A 24,567-nucleotide genomic window follows, 5' to 3' on the forward strand; every position below is an offset into this window, starting at 1 on the left:
CGCTGCGAGGGGCCGGCCGCCCCGGACCCGGGCGCGTTCGCGGCGTTGGGCGGCCATGGCGTTCCACGTGCCGACGGTGAACGCCACCCGGAACGAGTTCACCGAGAGCGGGCCGATCAACGTGCCCGAGTCCGGCAGCGTCACCGCCGAGGAAGGCCTGCGCGCCCTTCTGATCATCGACGCCTGCCCGCGGGTTCGGGACGGCGTGCCCCACCCGCCGGTGCTGCGTGCCGAGGAGCACGGCGGCCACGGCGCCGGCTCGGCCGGAGACCAGGAGCAGGCACTGCTCGCCGATGTGCCGGCTTTCGTCCTGCACGTGGCCGACGGATCGTGATGACGACACCTCTTCGAAGACTGCCCCTGTGATTCGCCCCGCGACCTTGGTCGTGTTCCCGCGGCCAAGGCCGATGGCTGAAGGCCAGATCTCTGGGTGGGTCGAGGTCCGCCCGGAACAGCCGGGTCGCGATCGAGTCGGAGTCGACACACCGGCAGGCGAGCGGGCAGCGGTGTGAACACCGGCTTCTCAACCCCTTCTGTCACCGAATACCTTCGGCTCCGCTGCCTTCGGCCGATATCCAAAGAGACATCCGAGTCCGGGTGCACATGGCTAAGAGAAAGGAGCGCCAGCATGTCCACTACTCAAGGCCGACGACTGCGGCAGTCGACCATCAACAAAGCGGCCATCGGAACCCTCGTCCTGCTGACCGGTCTGCTGGTGCTTGCGGTGATGCTCGTCAGCTCCGCTGTGACGGCGGAAAAGCGCGCCTACGACCGGCAGGCCCAGTTCAGGTCCTTGGGTCTGCAGTTGCAGTCCGCCTCGGACCATCTCACCAGCGAGGCGCGCATGTACGCGGTCACCGCCGACCGCGCGCACCTGGACAACTACTGGAACGAGATCAACGTCACCAAGACCCGCGACAAGGCCCTCGCCCGGCTCAAGCAGCTCGGCGCGAGCCAGGAGGAGCTCGCGCTCGTCGACCAGGCCAAAGCCAATTCCGACGCGCTGGTCAAGACCGAGTCCCGATCCCAGCGACTGGTTTTGGAGGCGTCCGGGACCGCTGTGGCCGACATGCCGCCGGCCATCGCGCAGACCGAGCTGGATGCGGCCGACGCAGCGCTCAGCCCGGCGCGCAAGCTCCAGGTCGCGCGCACCATCATGTTCGACGCGACCTACGCCGCCGACAAGGCGATCATCACCGGCCCGATGGACGAATTCCAGAAGCTGCTGAACGACCGCTCGGCCCGGGCCGTCCAGGACGCCAACAGCACAACCGACACCTCGATCCAGCTGCTGATCGGCCTTGCCGTACTGCTGCCCATCGCGATGGGCGCGGTGTTGTTCCTGCTGCAGACAAAGGTCGGCGGCGTCATCGTCGCCTACACCGCCTCCCTGCGCATGCGCGACCACAACGATCTGACCTTCCAGCTCACCCCGGCAGGCACCCAGGAGCTGTCCGCGCTGGCCGGGGCGTTCAACGACGAGCTGGCACGCAAACTCGACCTGGTCCGCACGATCGCCGGCAGCGCCGACACGCTGGCCTCCTCCTCGCAGGAGCTGTCGACCACCAGCGAGCTGGTGGCCGGCAGCGCCGATCGGGCGAGCGGTCAGGCCGCCGTCGTCAGCAGTACGGCTGAGCAGGTGGCGCACAACGTGCAGACCGTCGCCGCAGCGGCTGAGCAGATGGGCATGTCGATCCGGGAGATCTCCCAGAACGCCAACGAGGCCGCCCGGGTCGTCGGCGACGCCGTCGCGATCGCCGAATCGACCAACCGGACCATGACCAAGCTGGGCGAATCGTCACAGGAGATCGGCGAAGTCATCAAGGTCATCACCTCGATCGCCGAACAGACCAACCTGCTGGCGCTGAACGCCACCATCGAGGCCGCCCGCGCCGGCGACGCCGGCAAGGGCTTCGCGGTCGTCGCCAGCGAGGTCAAGGACCTGGCCCAGGAGACCGCCAAGGCCACCGAGAACATCGCCGGCCGGATCGCGACCCTGCAAAGCGACAGCCGGGGTTCCGTCGAGGCGATCGCACAGATCACCGAGGTGATCAGCAAGATCAACGATTACCAGACCACCATCGCCAGCGCGGTCGAGGAACAGACCGCCACGACCAACGAGATCAACCGCAGCGTCACCGATGCCGCAACCGGCACCAGCGACATCGCGGCCAACATCGCCGGAGTGGCCGAGGCCGCGCAGAATGCGGCCGACGGTATCGACGAGGCCAAACGCGCCACGGCCGAACTGGCCCGGATGGGCGGTGAGCTGCAGTCCGTGATCGGGCACTACCGGTACTGAGCCTGGCAGCACCCGGGCTGAGCGACAACGAAACGGCCGGTGGGTGACGGCGGTCCGACGACCGCCGTCACCCACCGGCCGTCCGGCTGAGGCCCGCCCTGCTCACCGCTGCCCAAGATGATCGGGATCCCAGTGATCGGCGCGAGCGCCGAAGTGCCCCGTGCCTGCGGGAGGCGGCGGGGCTACGCTTGAGGGCAGACTGGAGTTGCCCCGGTTCGGCGCTGACGGTGAGCGCCGGCGCTCGGCGCGCTGCACCTCGGCGTGGGCGCGGCGGACGCCGGCCAGGTCGCGGCGGTGCCGCTCGGCCTGGCACGACAGCACGACGCCGGTGGCCACCATGGTCGGGACGAACACGAGCGCGCCGACCCGTACCCGGCCGGTGACCGGTAGCCGCCGACCGCCTCGGAATCCGCCGCCTCGGAGATGATCCGGCTGCCAAGGAGCTCGCGCACGCACGCTACAGTCACCCGGAAAAGATCGTCTGCGCTCACCCACCTTGGATGTCCGGCATGCACTCCCTCATCATCGCCCTGACCCTGGCCGGCGCACCCGCCATCGCCCCGGTCCACACCGCCGAGCCCGACCCGGTGGCGGGCCTGCGGTTCCTGCTGGCCCGCGGGGCCGGCGCAACGACGGAGTTCTACGGCAACACCTCCACCGACCTGGAGCGGCAGGTGCAGTTGAGCAACGGCCGGACCACCATCATCACCACCGGCATGGAAGTCAAGGGCACCGGCAAGGTCAAGCTGGGGCGGGCCGGCGTGATCGCCTCAGAGCACACCCGGCACATGAGCATCGGCGGCGAAAAGCAGCTGATGGTGGAGGCGGCGGCCACCGACCCCTACTTCGCCGGCGTGCTGCGCGCGGCGGGCAGGCTGCGTCTCATCAGCGTGGGCGGCTGGCAGTACCAGCTGGCGCCGGGGGCCGCATCCTGGGTGCGCGTCGGCCGCGCCGGCGGCGCCGCCGCCGCTTACGGCGATCAGTTCATCAACGTCTTGGAGCCGGCCACGCTGCGCACGCTGCTGGCGGCCGCCGGAAGCAAGGACGTCACGCCCTGGCTGAAGGACAGCACCAGCGGGCGCAGGCAGCGGATCTACACCCTGAGCGGGACGATCACGCTCAAACAGCTCTACCGTGTCTCGCCCAGTTTCCGTGAGGCCGCGGGGACCGCGGATTTGGGCACCTCCGAGGTGGACTGGACCTACATGTATGACGACCGCGGATGGCCCTACCGGGTCGTTTGGAGCTTCAACCTGCACCCAGACCTGCGCTCCAAGGTCGCAGGGTGGGGAGAGGGCCGGATCGATCAGGCGCGCCTGGGCACGCAGTACCGCAACTGGGACAAGCCGATGACGATCATCGCGCCCAAGGCGAGGCCGGGACGAGGACTGGCCGTCGATGAGTTCAGCGACGTGCTGAGCGCCCCGGCGCGCCGCAAGTAAGTCGGCCCGATCACCGCCCTGCAGGATGTCGTCGGCTGCGGCGAGGTGCATCGTGCTGCGCAGGAGGCCGGAACGCACCACTCGTCCCTCGGAGAGCAGGGTGTGAGGTCGGCGTGGGTGAAGTGGCGGATTCGGGTCCACAGGCCGGCGTAGGGCCAGTTCGGCTCCTGGGCCTGCATGGCGACCAGGTGGCCGATCACGTTCAGGGCCGTCAGGTCGGCCCGCTCCAGCAGGAACTGCCGCCGGAGCAGGGCCCGGTTGAGCGCTCGGCGGGACAGGGTGGTCATGCCAGCCGTACCGAGACGTTGCCTCGGTACTCGCCCCGCAGCATGGCCAGGAATGCGCCGGGCACGCCGTCGATGCCGGTCTCGACCACGGTCCGCGGGTAGACGAAGCGGCTCTGGTCGAGCGCTGTGCGGAAGTGGTGGTGCCAGGCGGCGATCTGGTCGGGCGTGTGGTGGCAGGAGAACGGCAGCAGCTCGACCCCTCTGGCCCGGGCGGCATCGCGGTCGGGCTCGGGGAAGCGGTCGGCGGCGGCGCCGAGCTGGGTGGACAGCGAGCCGCACAGGGCGAACCTGGCGCCCGGCGCGGCGACCTCGAGCGCGGCGTCGTACAGCGCACCGCCCACGGTGTCGAAGAAGACGGTGATGCCCTCCGGGGCCAGTTCCTTGAGCGCGGCGATCGGGTCGTGATGGTAGTCGAAGGCGGCGTTGAAACCGAGCTCATCCACGAGGTAGTCGGCCTTGGCCTGGCTGCCCGCGCTGCCGATCACCTTCTTGGCTCCCAGGTTGCGGGCGATCTGTCCGGCCAGTGAGCCGACGCCTCCGGCCGCGCCGGAGACGAACACGATGTCGCCCTCGCCGACCTCGGCCACGTCCGCGACACCGCAGTAGGCGGTCGGGCCCTGGCCCAGGTAGTAGCTCGGGTCGGGATAGACGTCCGGGTCCAACTTGACGTAGGAGGCCGCCGGTCCCGCCGAGTGCGTGCTCCAGCCGCTCATCGACTGGACCAGGTCGCCCTCCTGCAGCTCGGGGCCGGCCGAGCTCAACACGGTGCCGATCGCCATGACGCCCACCCGCTGGCCAGGCCGCCGAGCCGGAATCGGAAGGCGGCAGTCGGCGCGCATGAGTTCGAGGTAGGTGGCAGCCAGACCCAGGTAGTCGGTACGGACCACGACCTCGCCCTCGATCTGCTTGTGGGCGACGGTGAAGTGCTCGGGACCGGGGACGGCGGCGATCTGGGCGGTCAGCTGGATCTCGCGAGTCATCATGGCGACCACCATAGTGATGCTTCCGGTCACTTTTTGACCGGAAGCATCACATAATGGCGATATGGCCAACACCAGCTCCCGCACGCTCACGCTGCTGTCGTTGCTGCAGACGCACCGCCACTGGCCAGGGGCGGATCTAGCCGATCGTCTCGGCGTGTCAGAACGCACGCTGCGCCGGGATGTCGATCGTCTGCGTGAGCTGGGGTATCCGGTACGGGCCTCCCGGGGCACCGACGGCGGCTACCAGCTGGAGCCCGGGGCCGTGCTGCCGCCACTGGTGCTCGACGACGAAGAAGGGGTCGCGCTGGCGGTCGGCATGGGAGACGCGGCGCAGAGCGGCATCGCGGGGCTGGAGGAGGCGGCGGTGCGCGCGTTGACCAAGGTGGTGCAGGTCCTTCCGCCCCGTCTGCGGGCCAGGGTGAACGCGCTGCGCGCGATGACCGTCTCGGCGGCGTCCACCGGGCCGGTCATCCCCGCGGAGGTGCTGATGCTGACCGCCCAGTCCTGCCGGGATCAGGAACGGCTGCGCTTCCACTACACCACGCGCGGCGGCACGCAAACCGAACGCGAAGTGGAACCCCATCGCCTCGTCGCGCTCGCAGGCCGCTGGTATCTGCTGGCGTATGACCTGACCAGGCATGACTGGCGCAGCTTCCGCCTGGACCGGCTGGCACGGCCGCGCAGCACCGGCGCCCCTTTCCTGCCGCGACCGCTTCCCGGCGGGGACGCCGCCGCGTTCGTCCGCACCGCGGCTCAGGTTCCGACCGCTCACACCGTCGTCGTGCTGGTTCACGCACCCGCAGAACACGTGCAGCGGATGGTCGGCCAGTGGGGTGAGATCGAACCGGTCGCCCACCATCGATGCCGGCTCACGATGATCTCCACCAGCCTGGACTGGCCCACGCAGGCGCTGGGCAACCTCGGCACCGAATTCGAGGTGCTCGAACCGCCGGAGCTCGTCGATCACTTGAGAGATTGGGGCACACGCTTTCTCAACGCCGTCGACAGATCGGCAGCCCCCGCCGACCCCACGCTCCCGAAGGTGCCCCCGGTCCCCACGCAGGTCGATCCGCCCCCTCGCCGGGTGTCGGGATGAGACGGTTCACCGACAGGCCGCCCACCAGGCCCCGGGCGACGGACACCGGAGGATGAAAATGTTGGTCGACGGATACAGTGCCTTGTGTGACGAATAACTCACTTAATGTAACTAGCACTGGTTTCAGTCGGCGGATATTCATGAACCGGGCTCTGCTGCTCAGTGGCGCGGCCGCCGTAGCGGCGATGACCGGTTGCTCGTCGGACAACACGTCCACGACGCCGACCGGCAGCACCGCCACCCCGTCAGCGGGCGGGCCAGGGGCACCCGGTGGCGGCGGCACCATGGTGTCGTACACCGACTTCAAGGGCGTCACCACCGACGGCACCGTCGTGCCGGACCTGTTCGCGGTGCACTCCACCGGCGTGTCCACCGCCGCGGTCGTCGCCGCGGGCACCGCTTTCGTCGCGGCGCTGACCGACGCGCAGAAGGCCGAAACCCTCTACGACGTCACCGCCGACCAGTGGCTGAACTGGTCCAACATCCACAATTTCAGCCGCAACGGCGTGCGGATGAAGGACATGACCGCCGCCCAGCAGAAGGCCGCCCTGGCGGTTCTGCAGGCCGGACTGTCAGCCGAGGGCCTGGCGCTGAGCAACAACATCCGCAAGCTCAACCACGTCACCGGCCGGCTGATGGGCCGGCTCGACCAGTTCGACGAGGACCTGTACTTCATCACCGTCATGGGCACCCCGTCGCAGACAGAACCGTGGGGCTGGCAGTTCCAGGGCCACCATCTGGTGCTGAACTACTTCGTCCTCGGCGACCAGGTCGTCATGACCCCGACGTTCCTCGGTTCCGAGCCGCGGGTGGGCTACTACGACGACGGCACGAAGATCGAACTTTTCACCGAGGAACTCGCCGCCGGCGTCGCGATGATCAACGCCCTGGACGCCTCGCAGAAGGCCGAGGCGATCACCGCGGCGACCAAGGGCGGCACGGTCAACTCGACCGAGGCCGGCAAGGACAACGCCGTGCTCCCGTACGCGGGCATCAAAGTCAGCGAGCTGACCACAGCGCAGCAGACCCGGCTCCTCGACCTGGCGAACCTGTTCGTCGGCAACATGGACACCGGCCACGCCGCGGTGAAGATGGCCGAGATCAAGGACAAGCTGGCCGAGACGTACTTCGCATGGCAAGGACCCACCACCGCCGACGGGGCGTTCTACTTCCGCATCCAGAGCCCGGTCATCCTGATCGAATTCGACTGCCAAGGCGGCGGGCCCGCCTCCGGCGCCGTCGAGGCCGCGCTGGTGCCGGACAACGCCACCAAGACCGGGGTCGTATCCGGCAACACCCAAGGCGGCGGCCCCGCGCCCGGCGGCTCCGGCGGCCCGCAGCCCGGCAGCGGTCCCCCCGGTGCCGACGCCAGCGGCGGTGCAGCCCCCGGCGGCGGTGGCGGGGGCGGTTCCCGCAACCACATCCACGCCGTCATCCGCACACCCAACGGCAACGACTACGGCTTCGACCTACTCAAGGAACACCTCGCCACGCACCCGCACCCCTCCGCCACCTGAGGAACCGCGAGCCCGCGCCGAGGGACCGTAAGACAGCGACGAGGCTTCCGGTCGGGGCATCGGATCTTGGCCGACTGTGTCTTACCGGGAGCCTCCTCTCATCCGCCACCGTTCCGCACGAACCCGTCGCGCCCTGCGCCGTCAGGACGGAGAGGACTCACGGGTTCATCGCCGCGGCGGCCGGAGCTGCGGCACCGCCCTCCATCCGGCGGGTCGCGCGATGCAACGTCGGGATCGGCTCGAACGCCGGACGGGCTTGCCGCCCGGTGTGCGATGCGCTCCGCGAGCCGACCGATCGGGCCGAGCCTGTGCGGCACGGGTGCGTCAGGCGTCTGCGAACATGAGATCCACGCGACGCAGTGCCGGCATCTCCCCATGATCGGCTTCTACCGTTGTCGATCGCGGTTGCTCAACGGGCCTGCCCGGCTTCGGCCCGGACGTACAGTCGCCGACACCCCGCCCCAGCCGGACGAGGACGGGGTCCGGTGGGCCGGGCGCGCGGTGTCTGCGGCCACAAGCGGGCACCCGACGCTCGCTTGTGGCCGGTCATCCCGTCAGCGGTCAAGCCGGATCGCCAGCTGGGTCTGCCAGCGGGTCTTCATCCGCTCCGTCCGCGGGTCCGTGCGGTAGAGCTCGTAGCGGCAGCCGAACCGGTCACCGGCAGGGTCCTCCACGCAATCCATCGCCAGGTCGTTGCCCCGGATCCATTCCAGGAGAGTCCGGTTGGCCCGCCGCCCGTGACCGACATAGGTCATCGTGGCGTAATCTCCGGCCGGCAATACCCCGGGCAGGACCCGTCCGTCCGGTTCCACGGCGGCACCGGTGACGATCCCGACCTCGACGTGCATCTCCCCGGCCATATCGATGACGTGCAGCCTGAAAAAAGTGTCCCCCTGGTCGAATCGGGCATGAAGCTCCTTCATGAGCCGATCCCGCACCAGGAACATGCCTTTGAACGGAGTGACCGTCCGAATGCCCGCATAGTTCCGTTCGGGCAGGGCGACGACCTTCGGGGCCTCAACGATCTCCATCACTGCATCTTGCCCTACGCGGGGAGCCGGGGTGAGTGCGTAAGCGCCGACGCCCGGCGAACCGCATGATCACCTTTGGCCCCTCGAAAGGAACGCGTAGGGCGGCCAGGGGCCGGCGGCTGCGGATCCCGCACCGGATCCACGAGGACCCGCTACCGGCCGGCCGGGCGCCCGCGGTATGCGACGGACTGAAGTCCCTGCCACCGGACCACGCTGTCTTGACACCACAGGAGATGATCTTCAGATGCAGTACCTGACGACAAGAGCGATCCCGGCAGCACGGACAGGCGGCCCGCCATCAGCACGTTCAACGAACGACTGATCGCCGAGGGCTACTGGGTTTTCGCGGGCGGACTCACGGACCCCGACGCGGCCACGGTCATCGACAACCGGGGAGAGCAGGCGGTGTTCAGCGACGGGCCTTTCGTGGAGTCGAAGGAGTACCTCGCCGGCGTCTGGGTGTGGGAGGCCCCCGATCTGGATGCGGCGCTCACGCTCGCCGCCGAGGCGTCGAAGATCTGCGATCGGAAGATCGAGGTGCGGCCGTTCCGGTGAGCGACGTCGAGGAGGCGATCACCCGGGCCCACCACGGCGGGTGGTCGCGGGTGGTGGCCGCCCTGACCAGGCGCTTCGGTGACCTCGACATCGCCGAGGAGGCAGCGGCCGAGGCGTTCACGACCGCCGTCGAGCGGTGGCGTGCCGACGGCGTACCGCCCAACCCGGGCGCGTGGCTGACCACCACCGCCAACCGCGAGGCCATCGACCGGGTCCGGCGCGAGAACAAGCGCGGCGACAAGCAGAAGGAGGCGCAGATGCTGTACGACCAGGCCCCGCCTGAGCCGCTGGGCGCCATCGACGACGACCGGCTCCGGCTGGTCTTCACCTGCTGCCACCCGGCGCCGGCGGTGGAAGCACGCGTGGCGTTGACGCTGCGCATGGTCGGCGGTCTGACCGTACCCGAGATCGCCCGTGCCTTCCTGGTGCAGGGGACCACCATGGAGCAGCGCATCACCCGCGCGAAGGCCAAGATCAAGGCGGCTCGCATCCCCTACCGGATGCCGTCCGCCGACGATTGAAGAGCTCACGTGCTGATCGTGGTCGCGCAGCAGGCCGGCCTCGAACTCGGCGAAGGCGTCCGGGATGGTGAAGAACCGGGATGATGAAGAACATCATGCCCATCGGGTCGGCCGGGTCGCAGACCGTCCCACCGCGCGGCAGCCGGCCATGCCGGTGGGAGGGAGCAGCCTTCGCTGACGGATTCGGGCAGCAGCCGATGGTCAACGGATGCGGAGATGTCCGCGGGAAGTGACAGCGCACACTGCTGCCCACGCAGCGGACCGACCATGCCGCGCCCGCCGGCGGCGGGTTAGGCTGCGATCATGGAACGTGTAGCAGACGTGCCCGAGAATCCCGCGCCGTCGGGGCCCGCCTGGGTTTCGACCGCGACCCGGGCCGCAGATCCGACGGCCCGGGTGAACGACTACGACGGCTTCGCCGAGGCGTACTCGGCGGAAACCGAGAACAGCTTCATCAACGCGTACTACGCACGGCCCGCGATCACGGCCCTCGCCGGAGACGTGGCCGGCCGCCGGGTCCTGGACGCCGGCTGCGGCTCAGGCCCCCTGACCGCCGCACTGCGCGAGCGCGGCGCCGTCGTCACCGGCATCGACGCCAGCGCCGGGATGCTGGCGCTGGCCCGGCGGCGGCTCGGCGACGACGCGGACCTGCACGTGGCCGACCTGAGCGAGCCCCTGCCGTTCACCGACGGCGCGTTCGACGACGTGGTCGCGTCGCTGGTGCTGCACTACCTGCAGGACTGGGGGCCGGCGCTGGCCGAGATGCGGCGCGTGCTCAGGCCCGGCGGCCGACTGGTCGCGTCGGTGAACCACCCGTTCGTGGACTACGTGTTCCAGGACCCTCGGCCCGACTACTTCGCGACCACCAGCTATACCGACGAGTGGACGTTCAACGGGCGGTCCTTCCCGATGGTCTTCTGGCGCAGGCCGTTGCACGCGATGACCGACGCCTTCACCGCCGCCGGTTTCCACCTCGCCACCATCAGCGAGCCGCAGCCCGACCCGGCCGCCCGCGAGCTGTTCCCCGACGATTTCCATGACTTCTCGACCAAAATCAGCTTTCTGTTCTTCGTCGCCGAGGTGCCACTGCCGGCTGCGGGCGCGGACGGCTAGCTGTTCTGTCCCGTGAGGTTGGGTACGCGGCTTCCGCCCGGCACCCGCTCCTCCATGGGCACCGGCTCCGCGAACAGATCCCGCACCTGCCTACAGAGGCCGGTACGGATGGACGGGCAGGGACGCGTCGTCGTTCGGAGCGGGGCTGACCGGTGACCGGCGGCCATCCTGGTTGGTGATGAGCCCGCCTTCGTAGGCGGCGATGACGAGCTGGGCCCGGTCGCGGGCGTGCAGTTTGGCCAGGAGGCGGCCGATGTGGGTCTTGACCGTGCCGACGGTGAGGTGCAGATGCTCGGCGATCTCGGAGTTGGACAGTCCTCTGCCGATGAGGGTGAGCACCTCGCGCTCGCGCCGGGTGACGTCATCGAGGCTCCGCACGGCCGGGGCGGGGTGGGGGCCCTGCAGGAATTCGGTGATGAGCCGGCGGGTGACGGTGGGTGCGAGCAGCGCCTCACCGGAGGCGACGACGCCGATGGCGGTCAGGAGCTCATTCGCCGCCGCGCTCTTGAGGAGGAAGCCGCTCGCGCCGGCCCGCAGCGACGCGTACACGTACTCGTCCAGATCGAACGTGGTGAGGATCAGCACGCGGACGCCGGCGCAGGCGGGGTCCGCGCAGATGCGCCTGGTCGCCTCGATACCGTCCATGTCCGGCATACGCACGTCCATGAGGACGACGTCGGGCCGGTGGCGGCGGGCCAGGAGCACGGCTTCGGCACCGGTGCCCGCCTCGCCCACGGCGGCCAGCCCCGGTGCGGTGTCGATGAGGATTTTGAGGCTGTCGCGGATCAGCACCTGGTCCTCGGCGAGCAGGACCCGGACGGGCGGGGACGGATCGTGCGGGGCGGCGCCGACGCTCATGTGGTCGGTGCTCACGTCACGGTGCCGTCCGGTTCGTAGGGCAGTCGAGCCGACACGCGAAAACCTCCTTCGGGCCGGGGCCCCGCATCGAATGTGCCTCCGTACATCCTGGCCCGTTCCCGCATGCCGATCAAACCGTGCCCGCCGCGCCCGTCGTGGCCCGGGCGCGGCGGCCGGCCGTGGCGAGGGCCGTCGTCGACGACCTCGATCACGGCTTCCCGCCCGTCGACGTCCACGGTGACCGAGCAGCGGGTGGGGCCCACGTGGGTGATCACATTGGTCAGGGCCTGCTGCACGATCCGGTACACCGACATCGCGACCGCGGCAGGCAGCGCGGTCTCCCGGGGAACGGTCAGCTCCACCTCGACCCCGGCCGAGCGGGCGTGGGCGGCCAGCTCGGGCAGGTCCGCCATGCCGGGCGCGGGCAGCGGGGCCTGCCGGGGATCGTCGTCGGCGCGCAGCAGGTCGAGTACCCGGTGGATCTCGGTGAGCGTGCTCCGGCTGGTCTGCTCGATGACGGCCAGCGCGGCGCGGACCTCCTGCGGGCGGGCGTCGGCGACGTGGTTGGCGACGGTGGCCTTGACGGCGATCAGGCTCATGCTGTGGCCGATGACGTCGTGCAGTTCCCGGGCGATGCGCCTGCGCTCGTCGGTCACCGCGGCGTCGGCGAGGTGGCGGACGAGGCGGGCGGTGGTGTCCCGCTTCCAGCGCACGACCGCCCCCACGGCCCATGCGGCGGTCAGGAGCACACCGATCACACCGATCTCGATCGGCCAGGCCGGCGGTATCTCGCTGGGCGTGGCCGCGGGGGCGAGGCCGGGGAACACCTGCGAGTAGAAGACCGGGACCGCGGTGGCCGCGGCGGACAGGCAGGCCGCCAGGCCCGCCGCCGACCAGGCGATCGAGGTGGTGGCGGCCACCAGGTACAGCACGAGCACGGTCGGCACGAACGACACCCAGATCGCGCCCGCCGCGATGGCCCCGGCCATGGTCGCCGCCGCGGCCGTGGCGCACGCGAGGGCGAGCGCGGCCCACGGCCGGCGCCGCCGGACCGCGATCGGAAAGCTCACGATCGCCGCCATCGGCCAAGCCGACCACTCGGGCCAGTGCGACGACGGTCCCGGCGGGTCGACGACGGCGTACCTGATGAGCAGCGCCACGGCGACCGCCACCGCCGCGTCGATGACGTCTCTTCTTCCGTACCGCCGTTCAGCCCATTTCATGGTGGGACGGTATCGCCTCACTGGATCATGCGGCGTCCGACCACGGTCGGATATCCGCATCCGTCCCGGGCCGCCGGCCCGCACTGCTCACTCCCCGGGCCGACGGGTGGGACGCGGGGACACGCTGAGCGATCCGGCCCCCCAGTAGTTTGTAATACAAATAATGGCGAGTAGCGTGGGCACATGACTTCCGACGCCCTCGTGGACGCCCTCGTCCGCAGCACCTTCCAGGTGGCGGGCGTGCTCACCCGCATCGGAGCCGAGCGCGACCTCTCACTCACCCAGCTGCGGGCCCTCGGCATCCTGCGTGACCGCCGCCCGCGCATGACCGAACTCGCCGTGTTCCTCGGTCTGGACAAATCGACCCTGTCCGGCCTCATCGACCGCGCCGAACACCGAGGGCTGGTGGCCAGGGGCAGGAATCCCCAAGACCGCCGCGTCGTCGACGTGTTCCTCACCCCCGCCGGCCAGGAACTGGCGGAGCAGGTGTACGGCGAGGTCCGACGCGCACTGGCACCTGCGATAAACCGGCTCGACCCGCAGGACCGCGACCGACTCGTCCGGCTGCTGCACGCCGCCCTGCACTCCCCCGGCTGAGACCGTCTTCTCCCCATGGCCCATCCCGATGGCCCACCCCGGGACCGGTGTTCGATCCCGGGGTGATGTCGGACTGCGTCAGGCGAGGACGGCTCCGCCGCTGATCAGGAGTTCCACTCGCCGGTCATCTCGACGTAGTTCTCGCCGCGGACCCTTTTGCCGTTGTACTTACCGGTGAAAGCCGCTGTGGCCTCCAGGTAGCCGCTTCCGTCGGGAGTCTCGATCTCCTGGTCCGGATTTCCGGTGATCCGCACGTCGAGTTCGGAGCGCAGGGCGGGGATGCGGACGCGCCAGCGAGTGGGATACGTCTGGCCGGTGGCCGGACTGGTCCACTGCCGGGAGGCGCCCTGCGCGAGCGGCTCGACGTCGACCACGTCGTAGGAGCCGTCCGGATGGAGCACCGTCGCCCAGCTGTCCTTGGATCCGGCGCCGATCGTGTCCCAGACGGCGACCTTGTCGCCGTTGGGCATGCTGAGGTTCATCCACGTCCACCGGGTCAGCGACGTCGGCATCTCACCCCATTGCCTGTCCAGCCAGGAGGTACCCCTGACCTCGTGCTTCTTACCGTCGACGACGAGCGTTCCGGACGTCCGCATCTCCGGGAGCGCGAACTCGTAGTTCGGTACGCCGTCGGCCAGGTTGAAAACGCCGGTCGACGCGTAGTTCATGGCGGGGCCGGTGGGCACCAGCCGGACATCGAGAGATCCCCAGGGCGTCTCGACCTGCACCGACTGGCGGACGGAGTCACCCGTCCAGCTCAGCCCTGGCGCCTTGATGTCGAGTTCGCCCTCGCTCCACCGGTAGTCCTTCGGCTCGACCATCGCGTCGTAGTCCTTGTACCACCCGGTGGTCTTGTTGATCACCGAGAACGTCCAGCGGTACGCGGCCTCACTCCTGTTCGGGAGGATGCGCGTGTGGACCTGAAGACCGAACTCCTGGCCGTTCGCCTTCACCGAGCCGGTGAAGTAGATCGAGTCGAACCAGGTCGGCTCAGGCCCGGGCGTGTGCCGTCCCAGGTCGGTCGCGGGATCGACCAGGGCAGGGATCCCTGACGCGGCGGTGCGGGCGGTCGGGGTTGCGGACAGGGCGGCCGCCGGGGCCGAAGAGCCGGCGAACGCGCAGAACGCCAGGGCCGCTGCCGCGGTGACCGGGGCTGCCACCCGGCCTTTGGTCCCGAATGCGGGCATGAGGATTCCTCCTTGCATCAGGGGAGGACGAGACCGTCGCTCATCCACCGGCGCCGGCCGGAAAAAGCCGCAGACGATCACCATCGCAGCGGAATCGCTCCCGGCCGGGCCATTGGTTTGTATTACCAACAACTTCATAATGGTTGGTAATACAAACCAATGTCAAGCGCTCCGAGGACCGCGCAGCCGGCGAACGGCTCGCCGGGGCGTCGGTTCGCCGGCCGCCGAGGGCGCCCAGCCGGCGGACGCGCTCGTCACATGTCTCGTCTCGGAAGTCGGAGGAGTCGGAAGTCGGAGGAGCTGGCGGCACACTCGCCGACGCTGCGGTGCACGCGGAGTCGCCGCCGACCGATCAGGCGGCGTGCGGCCGCAGGCTCATCCATCCGCGGGACCGCCCTGGCCGGTCGGCAGCCTGACGGTGACGGTGCGGCAGTGGTCCCCGCCGCCGTCGGATGTCCGCCGTTCACCGGCGTCCTGACCGTTACCGGCCGTCGGGAGGTACAGGGTGAAGACGGAGCCCTCGCCCGGGGTGCTGGCGGCCGTGACGGTTCCGCCGTGGGCCTCGGCGATGGTCCTGGTCAGCCACAGCCCCAGCCCGACGCCCTGGATGGCGTGCTCGTGGGCGTAGCGGGCGCGGTAGAAGCGCTCGAAGACCCGCGGCAGCTCGTCGGCGTCGATGCCGACGCCGTGGTCGGCGACCGCGATCACCGCCTGCGCGCCCTGCGACGAGGCGTGCGCGGTGACCGACGTTCCGGCGGGCGAGTACTTGACCGCGTTGGACAGCAGCGCGCCGATCGCCCGCACCAGCAGCTCGCGATCGGCGACGACGGTCTGCACACCGGCGTCCACCCGCACCTCGACGGTGTGGCCGCTGCTCCGGGCCTGGGCGCCGACGGTGCGCACCGCCTCCTCGACGGCCTGGCGCACCGCGACCGGAGCCGCGTCCACGACCAGCTCGCCGGCGGTCAGGGTGTTGACCGCCAGCAGGTCTTCGACCAGGTTCTGCAGCCGGCTCGCGCTGCGCGTTCCTGCCTCCACCATCCGTTGCTGCTGAGCGTTCAGCGGGCCGACCTCGCTGTCACCGAGCAGTTCCAGATATCCGGCCAGCGTGGTCAGCGGGGTGCGCAACTCGTGGGAGACGGTGGCGACGAAGGCGTCCTTGGCCGCGTCCAGCTCCCGCAGGCGGGCCACGGTGGCCTGCTCGGCCTCGTAGGCCTGCCGCAGCGCCTGCTCGGCCTGGCGGCGCTCGGTGATGTCGTGGACGAAGGCGTGAAAGGCCCACTCGCCCCCGTTCTCACGGGTGGTCCACACCACGATCTCGATGGGGAACTCGCTGCCGTCGGACCGGACACCGGCCAGCTCCAGCCTGCGGCCCAGCACCTTCGACCGGCCGGTGGCCAGGAACCGGGCCCGCCCGGCCTGGTCGGCCGCGCGGTAGCGCTCCGGCACGATCGTCTCGTGCACCAGCCGGCCCAGCACCTGCTCGTGGGAGCGGCCGAACATGTGCGTCGCCGCGGCGTTCCATTCGGTGATGTGCCCGGCGGCGTCCATGGAGATGAAGGCCTCCACGGAGGCGTCGATCATCTGCCGCAGCCGGCTCTGACTGGTCCGGACGGCCTGGTGCACGGTACGGCGATCGGCCACCCGGCCGAGCTGGTGGCCGACGGTGGCCATCACCCGCAGCAGTGCCTCGTCGCGCGCCATCACCCGCTCGGAGAAGAACTGCAGCACCGCCGCGACCCCGTCGACCGCCAGGACGGGGAAGGCGAACGCCGCCCGCACGCCCGGGTCACGGCCCCGCAGGACGCGCACCGCCAGCGGGTCGGCGGTCAGATCGCACGACCAGACCGGCTGCCCGGTGGCGGCGACCTGGCCGACGACACCGACCCCGGGAGGAAAGCGGGTGGTCTCGGCGATCTCCCGCAGCATCGGGAAGTCCTCGATCGGCCCGACCCAGATGCCGGCCGAGACGAACGCCTCGCCGTCGGCCGGCACGCACAGATGCCCCAGCGACCAACCGGCCACCTCGCACACCGCCGACAGGGTCGCGTGCGCCGCCTCCTGCAGGTCGTCGGTGGCGCCGGCCACCGCGATGACATCGTCGAGCAGCGCGACCAGCGCCACTTCCCGCTGCGTACCCGTCACGCCGCCGCCCCCTTTCCCAGCCGATCACCCGCAGGCCGACCGGCGGCTCACCTCGAATCTATCGTTCGTGCAGTCACGCGATCACGAAGAGGCACCGCCGGGGGCGGGGTGGCCGCCGACGCGACTGCCGCGGCGGGGCGGCTCACCGGGCCGGCTCGCCCTGCGCGGCGGCGTGCGGGGTAAGCGACGAAGCGGGCGCCGTCGCCGGTTCCGCGGCCGGCACCGGACGAAGCGTCTTCCCGGTGTTAGAAACGCCGCGGTATCGGTAAAAGAGCAAATGCCTGCCCTGGAACCCGCAGGCGGGAGGAAGGCTCCGCCATGCTGTTCGCGCCCGATCACGGCCCGGCGCTCACCGTCTGGGCCGGCCTGTACAACGACGCGGTCGTCCTGCGCGCCACCGGCGCCCTGGACGCGGCCGGTGCCCCGGTCCTGCACGAGCACCTGCAGCGCCTGTGGGACCTGCCCGACCTGCCGGTCCTCATCATCGACCTGGCCGAGACCGCCTTCTGCGACTCCGCCGGCCTCGGCGTGCTGGTCACCGCCCTGCAGCGCAGCGAGACCCGGGGCACCCGGCTGATGCTCGCCGGCGTCGGCGGCGTCGTGGCCCGCGTCCTGGCCGTCACCGGCCTGCGCACCACCTTCACCGTCCACTCCGACGTCGCCGACGCCCTGCGCGCGGCCACCCGCCGCACCGCCCGCCCCGGCAACGAACACCTCAGCTCCGCGTAGACCCGCTCCCCGGACAGCCGCCGCGCGACAGGCCTTCGCCTCGAAGGCCTGTCCATGCGGCAGCGCCGGAGGCGGTCTCCCCCGGTGCCGGAACGGCCGGTGAGCCGTGCTCCGGTGCGGGCATCAGCCCGGTTCCGGCGGGTCCACGGGCAGGCGCACGGTGAAGACGGTGCCGCCGCCGTCGCGGGGTGAGGCCGTGATGGTGCCGCCGTGCGCGGTCACGATCGCCTTGGTGACGGCCAGGCCCAGGCCGGTGCCCTTGATCCCGGCGGCTTTGGCGGTGGAGGCGCGGAAGAACCGGTGGAACAGCTGCCCGTACTGCTCGGCGGGAACGCCGATACCGGTGTCGGCGATTTCGATCATGACCGATCCGCCCGCGCAGGCGCTGCCGTCGGCGGACCGGGCGGTGACGGTCACCGTCCCGCCCGACGGGGTGTACTTGATCGCGTTCGACAGCAGGTTGTCGACCATCTGGCGCAACCGCACCGGATCGGCGTGCACGCGCAGCCCCTGGGCCAGCTCCGCGCCGACGGTCAGCTTCCTGGCCTCGGCGGCGGGCCGGTGGTCGTCGAGGGCCTCGCGCAGCAGACCGGTCAGCGCCAGGGGCCGCGGGTCGATACCGACGTGCCCGGCCTCCAGCCGGGCCAGATCGAGCAGGTCGTCGACCAGGCACTGCATGTGGGCGCTCTTGCGGTCGATCACGTCGGCGAAGGTGCGCTGCCCGTCGGTCAGGTCCGCATCCTCCAGCAGCAGCTCGACGTAACCGCGGACGGCGCCGATGGGATTGCGCAGCTCGTGGGTGACCAGGGCCATCAGCTCGTCCTTCATCGCGTCCAGCTCCCGCAGGCGGCGCACCTGCTCCTGCTCGGCGGCCAGCAGGCGTTCGCGTTGCTCGGCAAGCCGGTGGCGTTCGGTGATGTCGGTGGAGATGCCGTCGACCAGCGACCTCGTCCCTTCGCGGCGCGGCATGCCCCGCATCCAGATCCAGCGGGTGACGCCGTCCAGGCCGATGAGCCGGTATTCGACCTCGGCCCGGCGGCCGGAGGCGACGGCGGCTTGGAAGGCGGCGACGGACGGGTGGTCGTCGGGGTGGATCTGCCGCATGACGGTCTCGAACGCGCCGCTGCCCGCAGGCGGCGGACCCCCGAGCAGTTTGGCGAAGTTCGGACCGGCCTTCAGGCAGCCGACCCCGCCGTCCGGGCCGATCTCCGCGGTCCACACATCATCGTCGAGCTGAGCGATGACCTGCTCGAACCAGCGTCGGCTCTCGGCCAGCTCCAACGTCAGTTCCTCGGCGCGGCGGCGCTCCATGTACCGGCCGACGTGGGCGCAGACCCCGTCCAGCAGGGTGACCAGGTCCTCGTCGGGGCTCTGCACGGTGTCGGAGAAGAAGGCCAGCACCCCTCCCGCCTCTCCCGCCCGCCCGCCGCTGCAGACCGGCAGGCCGACGGCGGCGTGCAGACCGGCCTGCAACGCCTCGCGCTTGCGGACGAAGTCGCGGTCATCGGCCGACAGGTCCGCCAGCCACATCGCGCGTCCGCTGTCCCACACCAGGCCGGCCAGCCCTCTGCCCCGCTCGAAGGTGAGCGGCTCGGCGCCGGTGAAGACCGCCGCCTCCCGCCCGGGCCGCACCCAGGAGGCGATGCGTGTGATACCGCTCCCGCCGGGCTGGACCTGCCAGTACTCACCGCAGGTCCAGCCCAGGGCGCCGGTGACCGCGGCCAGCACCCCGGCGGCCGCCTCCCGGCTGGAGGCGGCCTCGGCCAGCACCTGCACCACCGCCTGCTGGATCTGACGCAGTACCCCGAGGCGCTTCTGGTCGGTGATGTCGTGCAGCAGCGCGTCGTACAGCAACCCGTCGTTGCCGGCCGCGGTGCGTACGAGCATCTCGACGGGGAACTCCCGCCCGGACCGGTCGACCGCTGTCAGTTCCAGGCGCTGTCCGGCCGATCCGCCCTCTTCCCACACCCGGCGCAGGATCCGGTCCCAACCGGCGCGCAGCCGCCGAGGGCAGATCAGCTCCTCGACCGGCCGGCCGAGCGCCTCGATGGGCGACCAGCCGAACAGGCGCTCGGCCGCGGCGTTCCACGCCATCACCGCCCCGGCGGCGTCGAAGGACAGGGCCGCCTCCGGCACGCGGTCCAGCGCCGCCTGAGCGTGCGCCAGCCGTACCGCGATCTCCGCCTCCACCATCGCGGCCAGATCCTCCAGTGTGCCGAGTTGCTCGGCGCTCCACTGCCGGGGCCGGTCGTCGATCACGCACACCGCGCCCAGCACCTGGTCGCCCTCGGTGTGCAACGGCATCCCCGCGTAGGACAGCAGCTGCCCGCCGCCCACCGTCACGACGTCGCGCCAGCGCTCGTCGGCTCGGGCGTCCGGCACGATCAGGGGCGTGCCGGTGGCCACGATGTTCTGGCACAAGGACTGCGACAAGGGGCTGTGCTGGACCGTCCACGGATCGGCGGGGCCGGCCGCGCTGACGACGACCTGGCGGTCGGCGGTGATCAGCGACACCATGGCCACCGACGTCTGCAGCCACCGGGCCGCCAGCCGGGTCACCCGGTCCAGCAGCGGGACGTTCGTCGCCTCCAGCAGGCCGGTGGCACGCAGGGCCTGCAGGCGGCTCCGGTCGTGGAAACGGTCGGCTACGCGCATCTCCCTCACCCCCAAATAGGTTTCGTACCCATTTGGGGTTTTTGTTCGCCTTCGTCTTCCGCCTCTTCACGCGGCGTCTCCACGACCGGGGCCGTCACGGCGGGAGCGCGTCGGCCGGTACGGCTCCGCGGTGCGCCACCGCCACCGGACCTCCCCGCCCGCGGTGTCACGGGAGTCGGCCGACTCGGCGCACCTGATCGGTCACGGCTCCCAGGAGCGCTCTCAGCGCGGGAGCCGTCGGGCCTTCCCGGGTGACGGCGACGAGGCGGCGCCGGACGACGGCTTCGGCGACGTCGCGGATCGCCAGCGCCGTGTCCGCCGCCGGCAGTGTCAGGACCGGCAGCAGCCCGACGGCTCCCGTGGTGCGCACGAGCTCGAGCTGGATCTCCGCGTCGTTGGAGCGGTGCCGCACATCGGGTTCGTAGCCGCCCAGAGACCGGCAGGTCCCCACCACCATGGCGTGGTGACCGGTGCCCGCGGCCGAGGCGACCCAGACCTCCTGGCGCAGCGAGGCCAGGGCGACGGGCCCTTCCCGCCGGGCCAGCGGATGCGCCGGCGGGAGCACCAGCTTGAGCGGTTCCTCGTGCAGCGGCGCGAAGCACAGCCCTGCCGGCCGGGGGCGCGGGTGGCCGTCGTACTCGTCGCTGATGACCAGGTCGACCGCTCCCAGGCGCAGCCCCGGCAGCGCCTGCTCCAGTTCGAGTTCGGAGACCTCCACGCGCACCAGCGGGTGCTCGGCCATCAGGCGGGCCACGGCGGGCACCAGCAGGCGGCGCGCCGCCGACTGCAGGCCGCCGGCGCGTACGGTGCCCCGGACCTCACCGCCCAGGGCCGCCAGGTCCGCCGCCGTCGCCTCGGCCGCCGCCAGCAGGACCCGCGCGTGCTGCGCCAGCAGCCGCCCGGCGTCGGTCAGCCGCACACCGCGCCCGGCCTTTTCGAGCAATCGCGCGCCGACCTCCTTCTCCAGCACGCTCAACTGCTGCGAGACCGCGGACGGGCTGTAGTCCAGGGCCGCCGCGACCGCGGCCAGCGTCCCGCGCTCCTCGAATTCGCGCAGCAGGCGGAGCCGTCGGAGATCGAACTCGATCATGCATGAATTCTAATGAATCAGGTCCACCAATCGTCGCTGGACGCGATGAGTCGTGACCGCTGATGCTGGAGGCATGGGTCCTGCGATGTGTCTGCTGTCAGCGGCGTGCTTCGGCGCCATGGCGATCTTCGGCAAGCTCGCCTACGCCGCGGGCGTCTCACCCGCGGCGCTGCTGCTGGTGCGCTTCGGCCTGGCGGCCGCCGTGCTGATGCTGCTGCTGCTTCTGCGGCCGGGGCTCCGCCGCGGCCCCTCACCTTCCGCTTCGGCGCCCCGTCCCGGTCGCGCGACCGCCGGTGTGCTGGGGACGGCCGTCGGACTGGGCGCGGTCGGGTATGCGGCGCAGGCGAGCCTGTACTTCTCGGCCCTGGAACTGATGGACGCCTCGCTGCTGTCCCTGGTCTTCTACACCTATCCGCTGCTGGTCACCGTGACGGCGGTCCTGCTCGGCCGCGACCGCCTGACCTCCGGACGGGTCGCCGCGCTGGCGGCCGCGTGCTGCGGAACGCTGCTCGTCCTGATCGGTACCGGCGGGCTGGACTTCAACCCGCTCGGCGTGCTCCTGGCCTTCGGCGCCTCGATCACCTACACCGTCTACATCCTGGTCTCCGACACCGTGGTGCACCGGCTGCCGCCGGTGGTGCTCTGCGCGCTGGTGATGACCGGAGCCGCCTTCACCCTGGCCGTCCGCGCCCTGCTCACCGGCGGCGTCGACCTCGGCTTCGGCGTACAGGGCTGGTGGTGGCTGGCGTGCATCGCCGTCGTGTCCACGGTCGTGGCGATGCTCACCTTCTTCGCCGGGCTGCGGCGCACCGGTCCTTCCACTGCGGCCATCCTGTCGACCTTCGAGCCGGTCGTCACCACGGCACTGGCCGCCCTCACCCTGACGGAGTTCCTCACGCCGGTGCAGCTCGTCGGCGGCCTGCTCGTCCTGTCCTCCGTCGCCGTCCTGCAGGCCCGCCCGGCCCGGGCCGGGCGCCGTGACCGAGAACCGCACCGGACGTCCGGGCAGCGCGCCGTGGACGCTCCGAAGGAGCCCGCGCCGTACACGAGGTGACCTCTCCTCGCTGCGCGTCCGGTCATCGTTCCTGTTCAGCTGCTCGCGCCACCGGCCGCGATGGCTCAGTGCCCCTTCGCCGGCGGCCGGCGCCACGCAGAAGCCCTCGATGTCGCCACCCAGCACCTCGTGTTCGCCCAGAACGTCGAGTGGAGGCTCGGCAAGCGGCCAGGGGCGGCTGCCGCGGTGTGCCGGCGTGGCGGGTGCCCCGGATCCCCGCCACGCCGAAGATGCGGGGAACGTCTCTAGAACAGGCGCTCCAGCCCGGCCCGGTCGCCGCCGCCCAGGCGCGTGTAGGCCCCGTACAGGTGGTTGGCCACGGTGCGGGTGGACAGGGTGAGCTGCTGGGCGATCTGGCGGTTGCTCAGACCGCCGGCGGCCAGGCTCACCACCTGCCGCTGCCGGGGGGTGAGCTCTCCCAGAGTGACGTCGACCAGCGCCGGGGTCCGCGCCCCCTGGCAGTGCCGTGCCAGGGCCGAGGCCCTGGCACGGGAGACGCGCGACGCCCGGTGGTCGCGGTGGGCCGCGGCCGCCTGCGCGAACGCCTCGGCCGCGTGGAGGGACAGGCCGCACTGCCGGAGCCGGTCCGCCACCCGGTCCAGGGCCTTGCCTTCGCACGAGATCAGCGCGGTCGCGTGCTCCGCCAGCAGCGCGGGGAGCGCTCCGGGCAGCCGTCCCAGCCGGTCCGCGACCAGGCCGGGGGCGCCCAGCCGTACGGCGTCGTGCAGGGCGAACGCGCAGTCTCCGGTGAGCGAGCGCAGCGCCCCGCCGAGGTCGCCCTCCGCCGCGAGCAGCCACGTACGGGCCGGTGTGGGCGTGCGATCGCCGGACAGCGCCCGCCGCGCGGTCTCCAGGTCGCCGAGGTAGGCGGCGGCATGGGCCAGTTCGGCCAGGCAGCCGGGGTGCCCGCCGTCGCGGCGCAGCCCCTCCCCGCTCCAGGACAGGGCCTCGCGGACCTCGCCCCGCAACCTGGCGAACCGGGCGCGGCGGGCGCAGAACTCCGGCAGCGCGGGCTCCTCCCAGCCGGAGTCCTCCTCGACCAGCCACTCCCCCGCGCCGCCGGGGAGCTCCCGGAGGTCCCCGGCGGTGACGCGGTCCGCCAGTTCGTCGCACTCCGCGGCCAGCGCGGAGGCGAAGTCCCGGTCGGTACGGCGGAGCCGTGCCGCGCGCAGCCGCCCGGCACGGGCGCGTAGCAGCGGACCGTGCAGGGGGTGGGCGAGACGGATCTCCGGGCGGCCGCCGACGGCGACGAACCGCCCGGCCTCCAGGCGCTCCAGCACGCACTCCGGCAGAGCCGGGGCCTGCAGCGGCTCGGCGAAGGCGAGCCGTTCCATCGCCTCCGCCTCCTCCGTGCCGACGGAGGCCGCCGAGGCCGCCGAGGCCGCCGAGGCCGCCGAGGCCGCGATGGACGCTTCTGCCAGCTCGCCCAGACGCGAGGTGACAGGCACCGGGCCGCGCCAGGTCCACAGGCCGTCCTCCATGCGCAACCGCCCGGCCGCGTGCACGGCGGCGAGCAGTTCGTGCAGCAGCCGCAGGTCGCCCTGGCACGCGCGGTGCAGCCGGCGGGCGGTGAGGGTGTTCACGCGACCTCCCAGCACCTCCTCCAGCAGCCGGGCCGAGGCGTCTGCGGGGAGGGGGCCCAGCGGCAGATGCGGCAGCGGTCCGCCCGTCCGGAGCCGCGCCACCGCGTCCGGTGCGCCGCGGTCCGGCCGAGCCAGCACGAGGAGGCGGGTCCGTCCGTGCACCGCCAGGTGGTGGACGAGCGCCGCCGAGGCCTCGTCGAGCAGGTGGGCGTCGTCCACCACCAGCACGCGCACCGGCTGCAGCGCCTGAGCAGCCCGGTGCAGGGAGACGGTGCCCGGCAGCAACTGGGCGAAGGCGGCGAAGGGCATCGGCCGCGCTCCGGGCGTGCCGGCGACCATGACGTGCTCCAGTTCGCGTACGGCCTCCGCGGCGAGGCGGGTCTTGCCGCTCCCGGCGGCCCCGGTCACCACGGTTCCCCGGTGGCCCGCGGAGAGGCTCCGCCGTACGAGATCGAGTTCTTCGCCCCGGCCGGTGAACGGCCAGGGCCTCCGGAGGTTCTCCATGACAGGGAGAGCCGGGTTGCTCAGGTCTGATACAGGGACGGTTGAGCATGCCCCTGCTCAGGCGTCCGCCGGGTGCCCGGCCGCAGCCTGGTGCC

The 24,567-nt window shown here is 71.3% G+C and carries 19 protein-coding genes and 2 pseudogenes; 11 read left to right on the top strand and 10 right to left on the bottom strand.

Going from position 1 to position 24,567, the window contains the following annotated elements:
- Nucleotides 1-55 precede the first annotated feature (55 nt).
- The 3 genes from FHS22_RS12890 (at nucleotide 56) to FHS22_RS12900 (ending at nucleotide 3,744) form a co-directional block, all read left to right on the top strand.
- Complete coding sequence (locus FHS22_RS12890; RefSeq protein ID WP_184941403.1) at nucleotides 56-334, top strand: hypothetical protein; 279 nt, start codon at nucleotides 56-58, stop codon at nucleotides 332-334.
- A 294-nt stretch (nucleotides 335-628) separates the two neighbouring features.
- Complete coding sequence (locus FHS22_RS12895) at nucleotides 629-2,302, top strand: methyl-accepting chemotaxis protein (RefSeq protein ID WP_221473585.1); 1,674 nt, start codon at nucleotides 629-631, stop codon at nucleotides 2,300-2,302.
- Between the two features lie 509 nt (nucleotides 2,303-2,811).
- On the top strand, nucleotides 2,812-3,744 hold the full coding sequence (locus tag FHS22_RS12900) for a hypothetical protein (RefSeq protein ID WP_184941404.1): 933 nt from the start codon (nucleotides 2,812-2,814) through the stop codon (nucleotides 3,742-3,744).
- A gap of 143 nt (nucleotides 3,745-3,887) precedes the next feature.
- Here the strand turns inward: FHS22_RS12900 and FHS22_RS39590 are convergent.
- Nucleotides 3,888-4,031, bottom strand: a pseudogene (locus tag FHS22_RS39590) (winged helix DNA-binding domain-containing protein); the annotation flags it as partial.
- Nucleotides 4,028-5,014: an MDR family NADP-dependent oxidoreductase gene (locus tag FHS22_RS12905; protein ID WP_184941406.1), complete on the bottom strand. Its 987-nt coding sequence runs from the start codon at nucleotides 5,012-5,014 to the stop codon at nucleotides 4,028-4,030. The gene FHS22_RS12905 and the pseudogene FHS22_RS39590, both read right to left, overlap by 4 nt.
- A 61-nt stretch (nucleotides 5,015-5,075) precedes the next feature.
- Between FHS22_RS12905 and FHS22_RS12910 the strand changes: the two genes are divergently transcribed.
- Nucleotides 5,076-6,110, top strand: coding sequence for a helix-turn-helix transcriptional regulator (locus tag FHS22_RS12910; RefSeq protein ID WP_184941408.1), 1,035 nt, complete (start codon nucleotides 5,076-5,078; stop codon nucleotides 6,108-6,110).
- Between the two features lie 140 nt (nucleotides 6,111-6,250).
- Nucleotides 6,251-7,627 carry a DUF3500 domain-containing protein gene (locus FHS22_RS12915; protein ID WP_184941410.1) on the top strand — a complete coding sequence of 459 codons (1,377 nt, stop codon included), beginning with the start codon at nucleotides 6,251-6,253 and terminating at the stop codon, nucleotides 7,625-7,627.
- A gap of 554 nt (nucleotides 7,628-8,181) precedes the next feature.
- On the opposite strand, the gene FHS22_RS12920 is transcribed toward FHS22_RS12915, so the two are convergent.
- Nucleotides 8,182-8,658 (bottom strand): GyrI-like domain-containing protein, encoded by a 477-nt coding sequence (locus tag FHS22_RS12920; RefSeq protein WP_184941412.1) that lies wholly within the window; start codon nucleotides 8,656-8,658, stop codon nucleotides 8,182-8,184.
- 294 nt (nucleotides 8,659-8,952) lie between these two features.
- Here FHS22_RS12920 and FHS22_RS12925 point away from each other — a divergent pair.
- From FHS22_RS12925 to FHS22_RS12935, 3 genes and pseudogenes are all read left to right on the top strand, one after another.
- Nucleotides 8,953-9,213 (top strand): annotated as a pseudogene (locus tag FHS22_RS12925) (YciI family protein); the annotation flags it as partial.
- On the top strand, nucleotides 9,210-9,734 hold the full coding sequence (locus FHS22_RS12930; RefSeq protein WP_338047729.1) for a sigma factor: 525 nt from the start codon (nucleotides 9,210-9,212) through the stop codon (nucleotides 9,732-9,734). The pseudogene FHS22_RS12925 and the gene FHS22_RS12930, both read left to right, overlap by 4 nt.
- 303 nt (nucleotides 9,735-10,037) lie before the next feature.
- On the top strand, nucleotides 10,038-10,847 hold the full coding sequence (locus tag FHS22_RS12935; protein WP_184941414.1) for a class I SAM-dependent methyltransferase: 810 nt from the start codon (nucleotides 10,038-10,040) through the stop codon (nucleotides 10,845-10,847).
- A 90-nt stretch (nucleotides 10,848-10,937) separates the two neighbouring features.
- On the opposite strand, the gene FHS22_RS12940 is transcribed toward FHS22_RS12935, so the two are convergent.
- A complete protein-coding gene (locus tag FHS22_RS12940; protein WP_184941685.1) occupies nucleotides 10,938-11,705 on the bottom strand; it encodes a response regulator in 768 nt (255 codons plus the stop codon).
- A gap of 11 nt (nucleotides 11,706-11,716) precedes the next feature.
- The gene (locus tag FHS22_RS12945; RefSeq protein ID WP_184941415.1) at nucleotides 11,717-12,928 is read right to left on the bottom strand and encodes a sensor histidine kinase; all 1,212 of its coding nucleotides are present in this window, start codon (nucleotides 12,926-12,928) and stop codon (nucleotides 11,717-11,719) included.
- Between the two features lie 183 nt (nucleotides 12,929-13,111).
- On the opposite strand from FHS22_RS12945, the gene FHS22_RS12950 reads away from it, so the two are divergent.
- Nucleotides 13,112-13,525, top strand: a complete 414-nt coding sequence (locus tag FHS22_RS12950; protein ID WP_184941417.1) for a MarR family winged helix-turn-helix transcriptional regulator — start codon at nucleotides 13,112-13,114, stop codon at nucleotides 13,523-13,525.
- A gap of 104 nt (nucleotides 13,526-13,629) precedes the next feature.
- On the opposite strand, the gene FHS22_RS12955 is transcribed toward FHS22_RS12950, so the two are convergent.
- Both FHS22_RS12955 and FHS22_RS12960 read right to left on the bottom strand, forming a co-directional pair.
- On the bottom strand, nucleotides 13,630-14,712 hold the full coding sequence (locus FHS22_RS12955; protein ID WP_184941419.1) for a lipocalin family protein: 1,083 nt from the start codon (nucleotides 14,710-14,712) through the stop codon (nucleotides 13,630-13,632).
- Nucleotides 14,713-15,087: 375 nt separating this feature from the next.
- On the bottom strand, nucleotides 15,088-16,857 hold the full coding sequence (locus FHS22_RS12960) for a sensor histidine kinase (protein ID WP_184941421.1): 1,770 nt from the start codon (nucleotides 16,855-16,857) through the stop codon (nucleotides 15,088-15,090).
- A 318-nt stretch (nucleotides 16,858-17,175) separates the two neighbouring features.
- On the opposite strand from FHS22_RS12960, the gene FHS22_RS12965 reads away from it, so the two are divergent.
- On the top strand, nucleotides 17,176-17,586 hold the full coding sequence (locus FHS22_RS12965; RefSeq protein ID WP_184941423.1) for an STAS domain-containing protein: 411 nt from the start codon (nucleotides 17,176-17,178) through the stop codon (nucleotides 17,584-17,586).
- Between the two features lie 123 nt (nucleotides 17,587-17,709).
- Here the strand turns inward: FHS22_RS12965 and FHS22_RS12970 are convergent, their stop codons facing one another.
- On the bottom strand, nucleotides 17,710-20,241 hold the full coding sequence (locus FHS22_RS12970; RefSeq protein WP_184941425.1) for an ATP-binding protein: 2,532 nt from the start codon (nucleotides 20,239-20,241) through the stop codon (nucleotides 17,710-17,712).
- Between the two features lie 166 nt (nucleotides 20,242-20,407).
- Entirely contained in the window at nucleotides 20,408-21,331 is a 924-nt protein-coding gene (locus FHS22_RS12975) for a LysR family transcriptional regulator (RefSeq protein ID WP_184941426.1), read from the bottom strand.
- A 73-nt stretch (nucleotides 21,332-21,404) separates the two neighbouring features.
- Here FHS22_RS12975 and FHS22_RS12980 point away from each other — a divergent pair, with 73 nt between their 5' ends.
- The gene (locus FHS22_RS12980; protein WP_184941428.1) at nucleotides 21,405-22,385 is read left to right on the top strand and encodes a DMT family transporter; all 981 of its coding nucleotides are present in this window, start codon (nucleotides 21,405-21,407) and stop codon (nucleotides 22,383-22,385) included.
- Between the two features lie 245 nt (nucleotides 22,386-22,630).
- Here FHS22_RS12980 and FHS22_RS38965 read toward each other — a convergent pair whose 3' ends face one another.
- On the bottom strand, nucleotides 22,631-24,472 hold the full coding sequence (locus tag FHS22_RS38965; RefSeq protein WP_184941430.1) for a helix-turn-helix transcriptional regulator: 1,842 nt from the start codon (nucleotides 24,470-24,472) through the stop codon (nucleotides 22,631-22,633).
- Between the last annotated feature and the right edge of the window lie 95 nt (nucleotides 24,473-24,567).

This window comes from Thiemannella venezuelensis, assembly GCF_014203605.1.
Classification (GTDB): Bacteria; Actinomycetota; Actinomycetes; order Streptosporangiales; family Streptosporangiaceae; genus Planomonospora_A; species Planomonospora_A venezuelensis.

What these genes read in the sequence shown, in the direction of transcription:
- FHS22_RS12915 (WP_184941410.1), top strand. Translation starts at nt 6,251, where the DNA reads ATGAACCGGGCTCTGCTGCTCAGTGGCGCGGCCGCCGTAGCGGCGATG.
- FHS22_RS12920 (WP_184941412.1), bottom strand. Translation starts at nt 8,658, where the DNA reads ATGGAGATCGTTGAGGCCCCGAAGGTCGTCGCCCTGCCCGAACGGAAC.
- FHS22_RS12950 (WP_184941417.1), top strand. Translation starts at nt 13,112, where the DNA reads ATGACTTCCGACGCCCTCGTGGACGCCCTCGTCCGCAGCACCTTCCAG.
- FHS22_RS12910 (WP_184941408.1), top strand. Translation starts at nt 5,076, where the DNA reads ATGGCCAACACCAGCTCCCGCACGCTCACGCTGCTGTCGTTGCTGCAG.
- FHS22_RS12905 (WP_184941406.1), bottom strand. Translation starts at nt 5,014, where the DNA reads ATGATGACTCGCGAGATCCAGCTGACCGCCCAGATCGCCGCCGTCCCC.
- FHS22_RS12955 (WP_184941419.1), bottom strand. Translation starts at nt 14,712, where the DNA reads ATGCCCGCATTCGGGACCAAAGGCCGGGTGGCAGCCCCGGTCACCGCG.
- FHS22_RS12945 (WP_184941415.1), bottom strand. Translation starts at nt 12,928, where the DNA reads ATGAAATGGGCTGAACGGCGGTACGGAAGAAGAGACGTCATCGACGCG.
- FHS22_RS12975 (WP_184941426.1), bottom strand. Translation starts at nt 21,331, where the DNA reads ATGATCGAGTTCGATCTCCGACGGCTCCGCCTGCTGCGCGAATTCGAG.
- FHS22_RS38965 (WP_184941430.1), bottom strand. Translation starts at nt 24,472, where the DNA reads ATGGAGAACCTCCGGAGGCCCTGGCCGTTCACCGGCCGGGGCGAAGAA.
- FHS22_RS12895 (WP_221473585.1), top strand. Translation starts at nt 629, where the DNA reads ATGTCCACTACTCAAGGCCGACGACTGCGGCAGTCGACCATCAACAAA.
- FHS22_RS12970 (WP_184941425.1), bottom strand. Translation starts at nt 20,241, where the DNA reads ATGCGCGTAGCCGACCGTTTCCACGACCGGAGCCGCCTGCAGGCCCTG.
- FHS22_RS12965 (WP_184941423.1), top strand. Translation starts at nt 17,176, where the DNA reads ATGCTGTTCGCGCCCGATCACGGCCCGGCGCTCACCGTCTGGGCCGGC.
- FHS22_RS12940 (WP_184941685.1), bottom strand. Translation starts at nt 11,705, where the DNA reads ATGAGCGTCGGCGCCGCCCCGCACGATCCGTCCCCGCCCGTCCGGGTC.
- FHS22_RS12980 (WP_184941428.1), top strand. Translation starts at nt 21,405, where the DNA reads ATGGGTCCTGCGATGTGTCTGCTGTCAGCGGCGTGCTTCGGCGCCATG.
- FHS22_RS12935 (WP_184941414.1), top strand. Translation starts at nt 10,038, where the DNA reads ATGGAACGTGTAGCAGACGTGCCCGAGAATCCCGCGCCGTCGGGGCCC.
- FHS22_RS12900 (WP_184941404.1), top strand. Translation starts at nt 2,812, where the DNA reads ATGCACTCCCTCATCATCGCCCTGACCCTGGCCGGCGCACCCGCCATC.
- FHS22_RS12890 (WP_184941403.1), top strand. Translation starts at nt 56, where the DNA reads ATGGCGTTCCACGTGCCGACGGTGAACGCCACCCGGAACGAGTTCACC.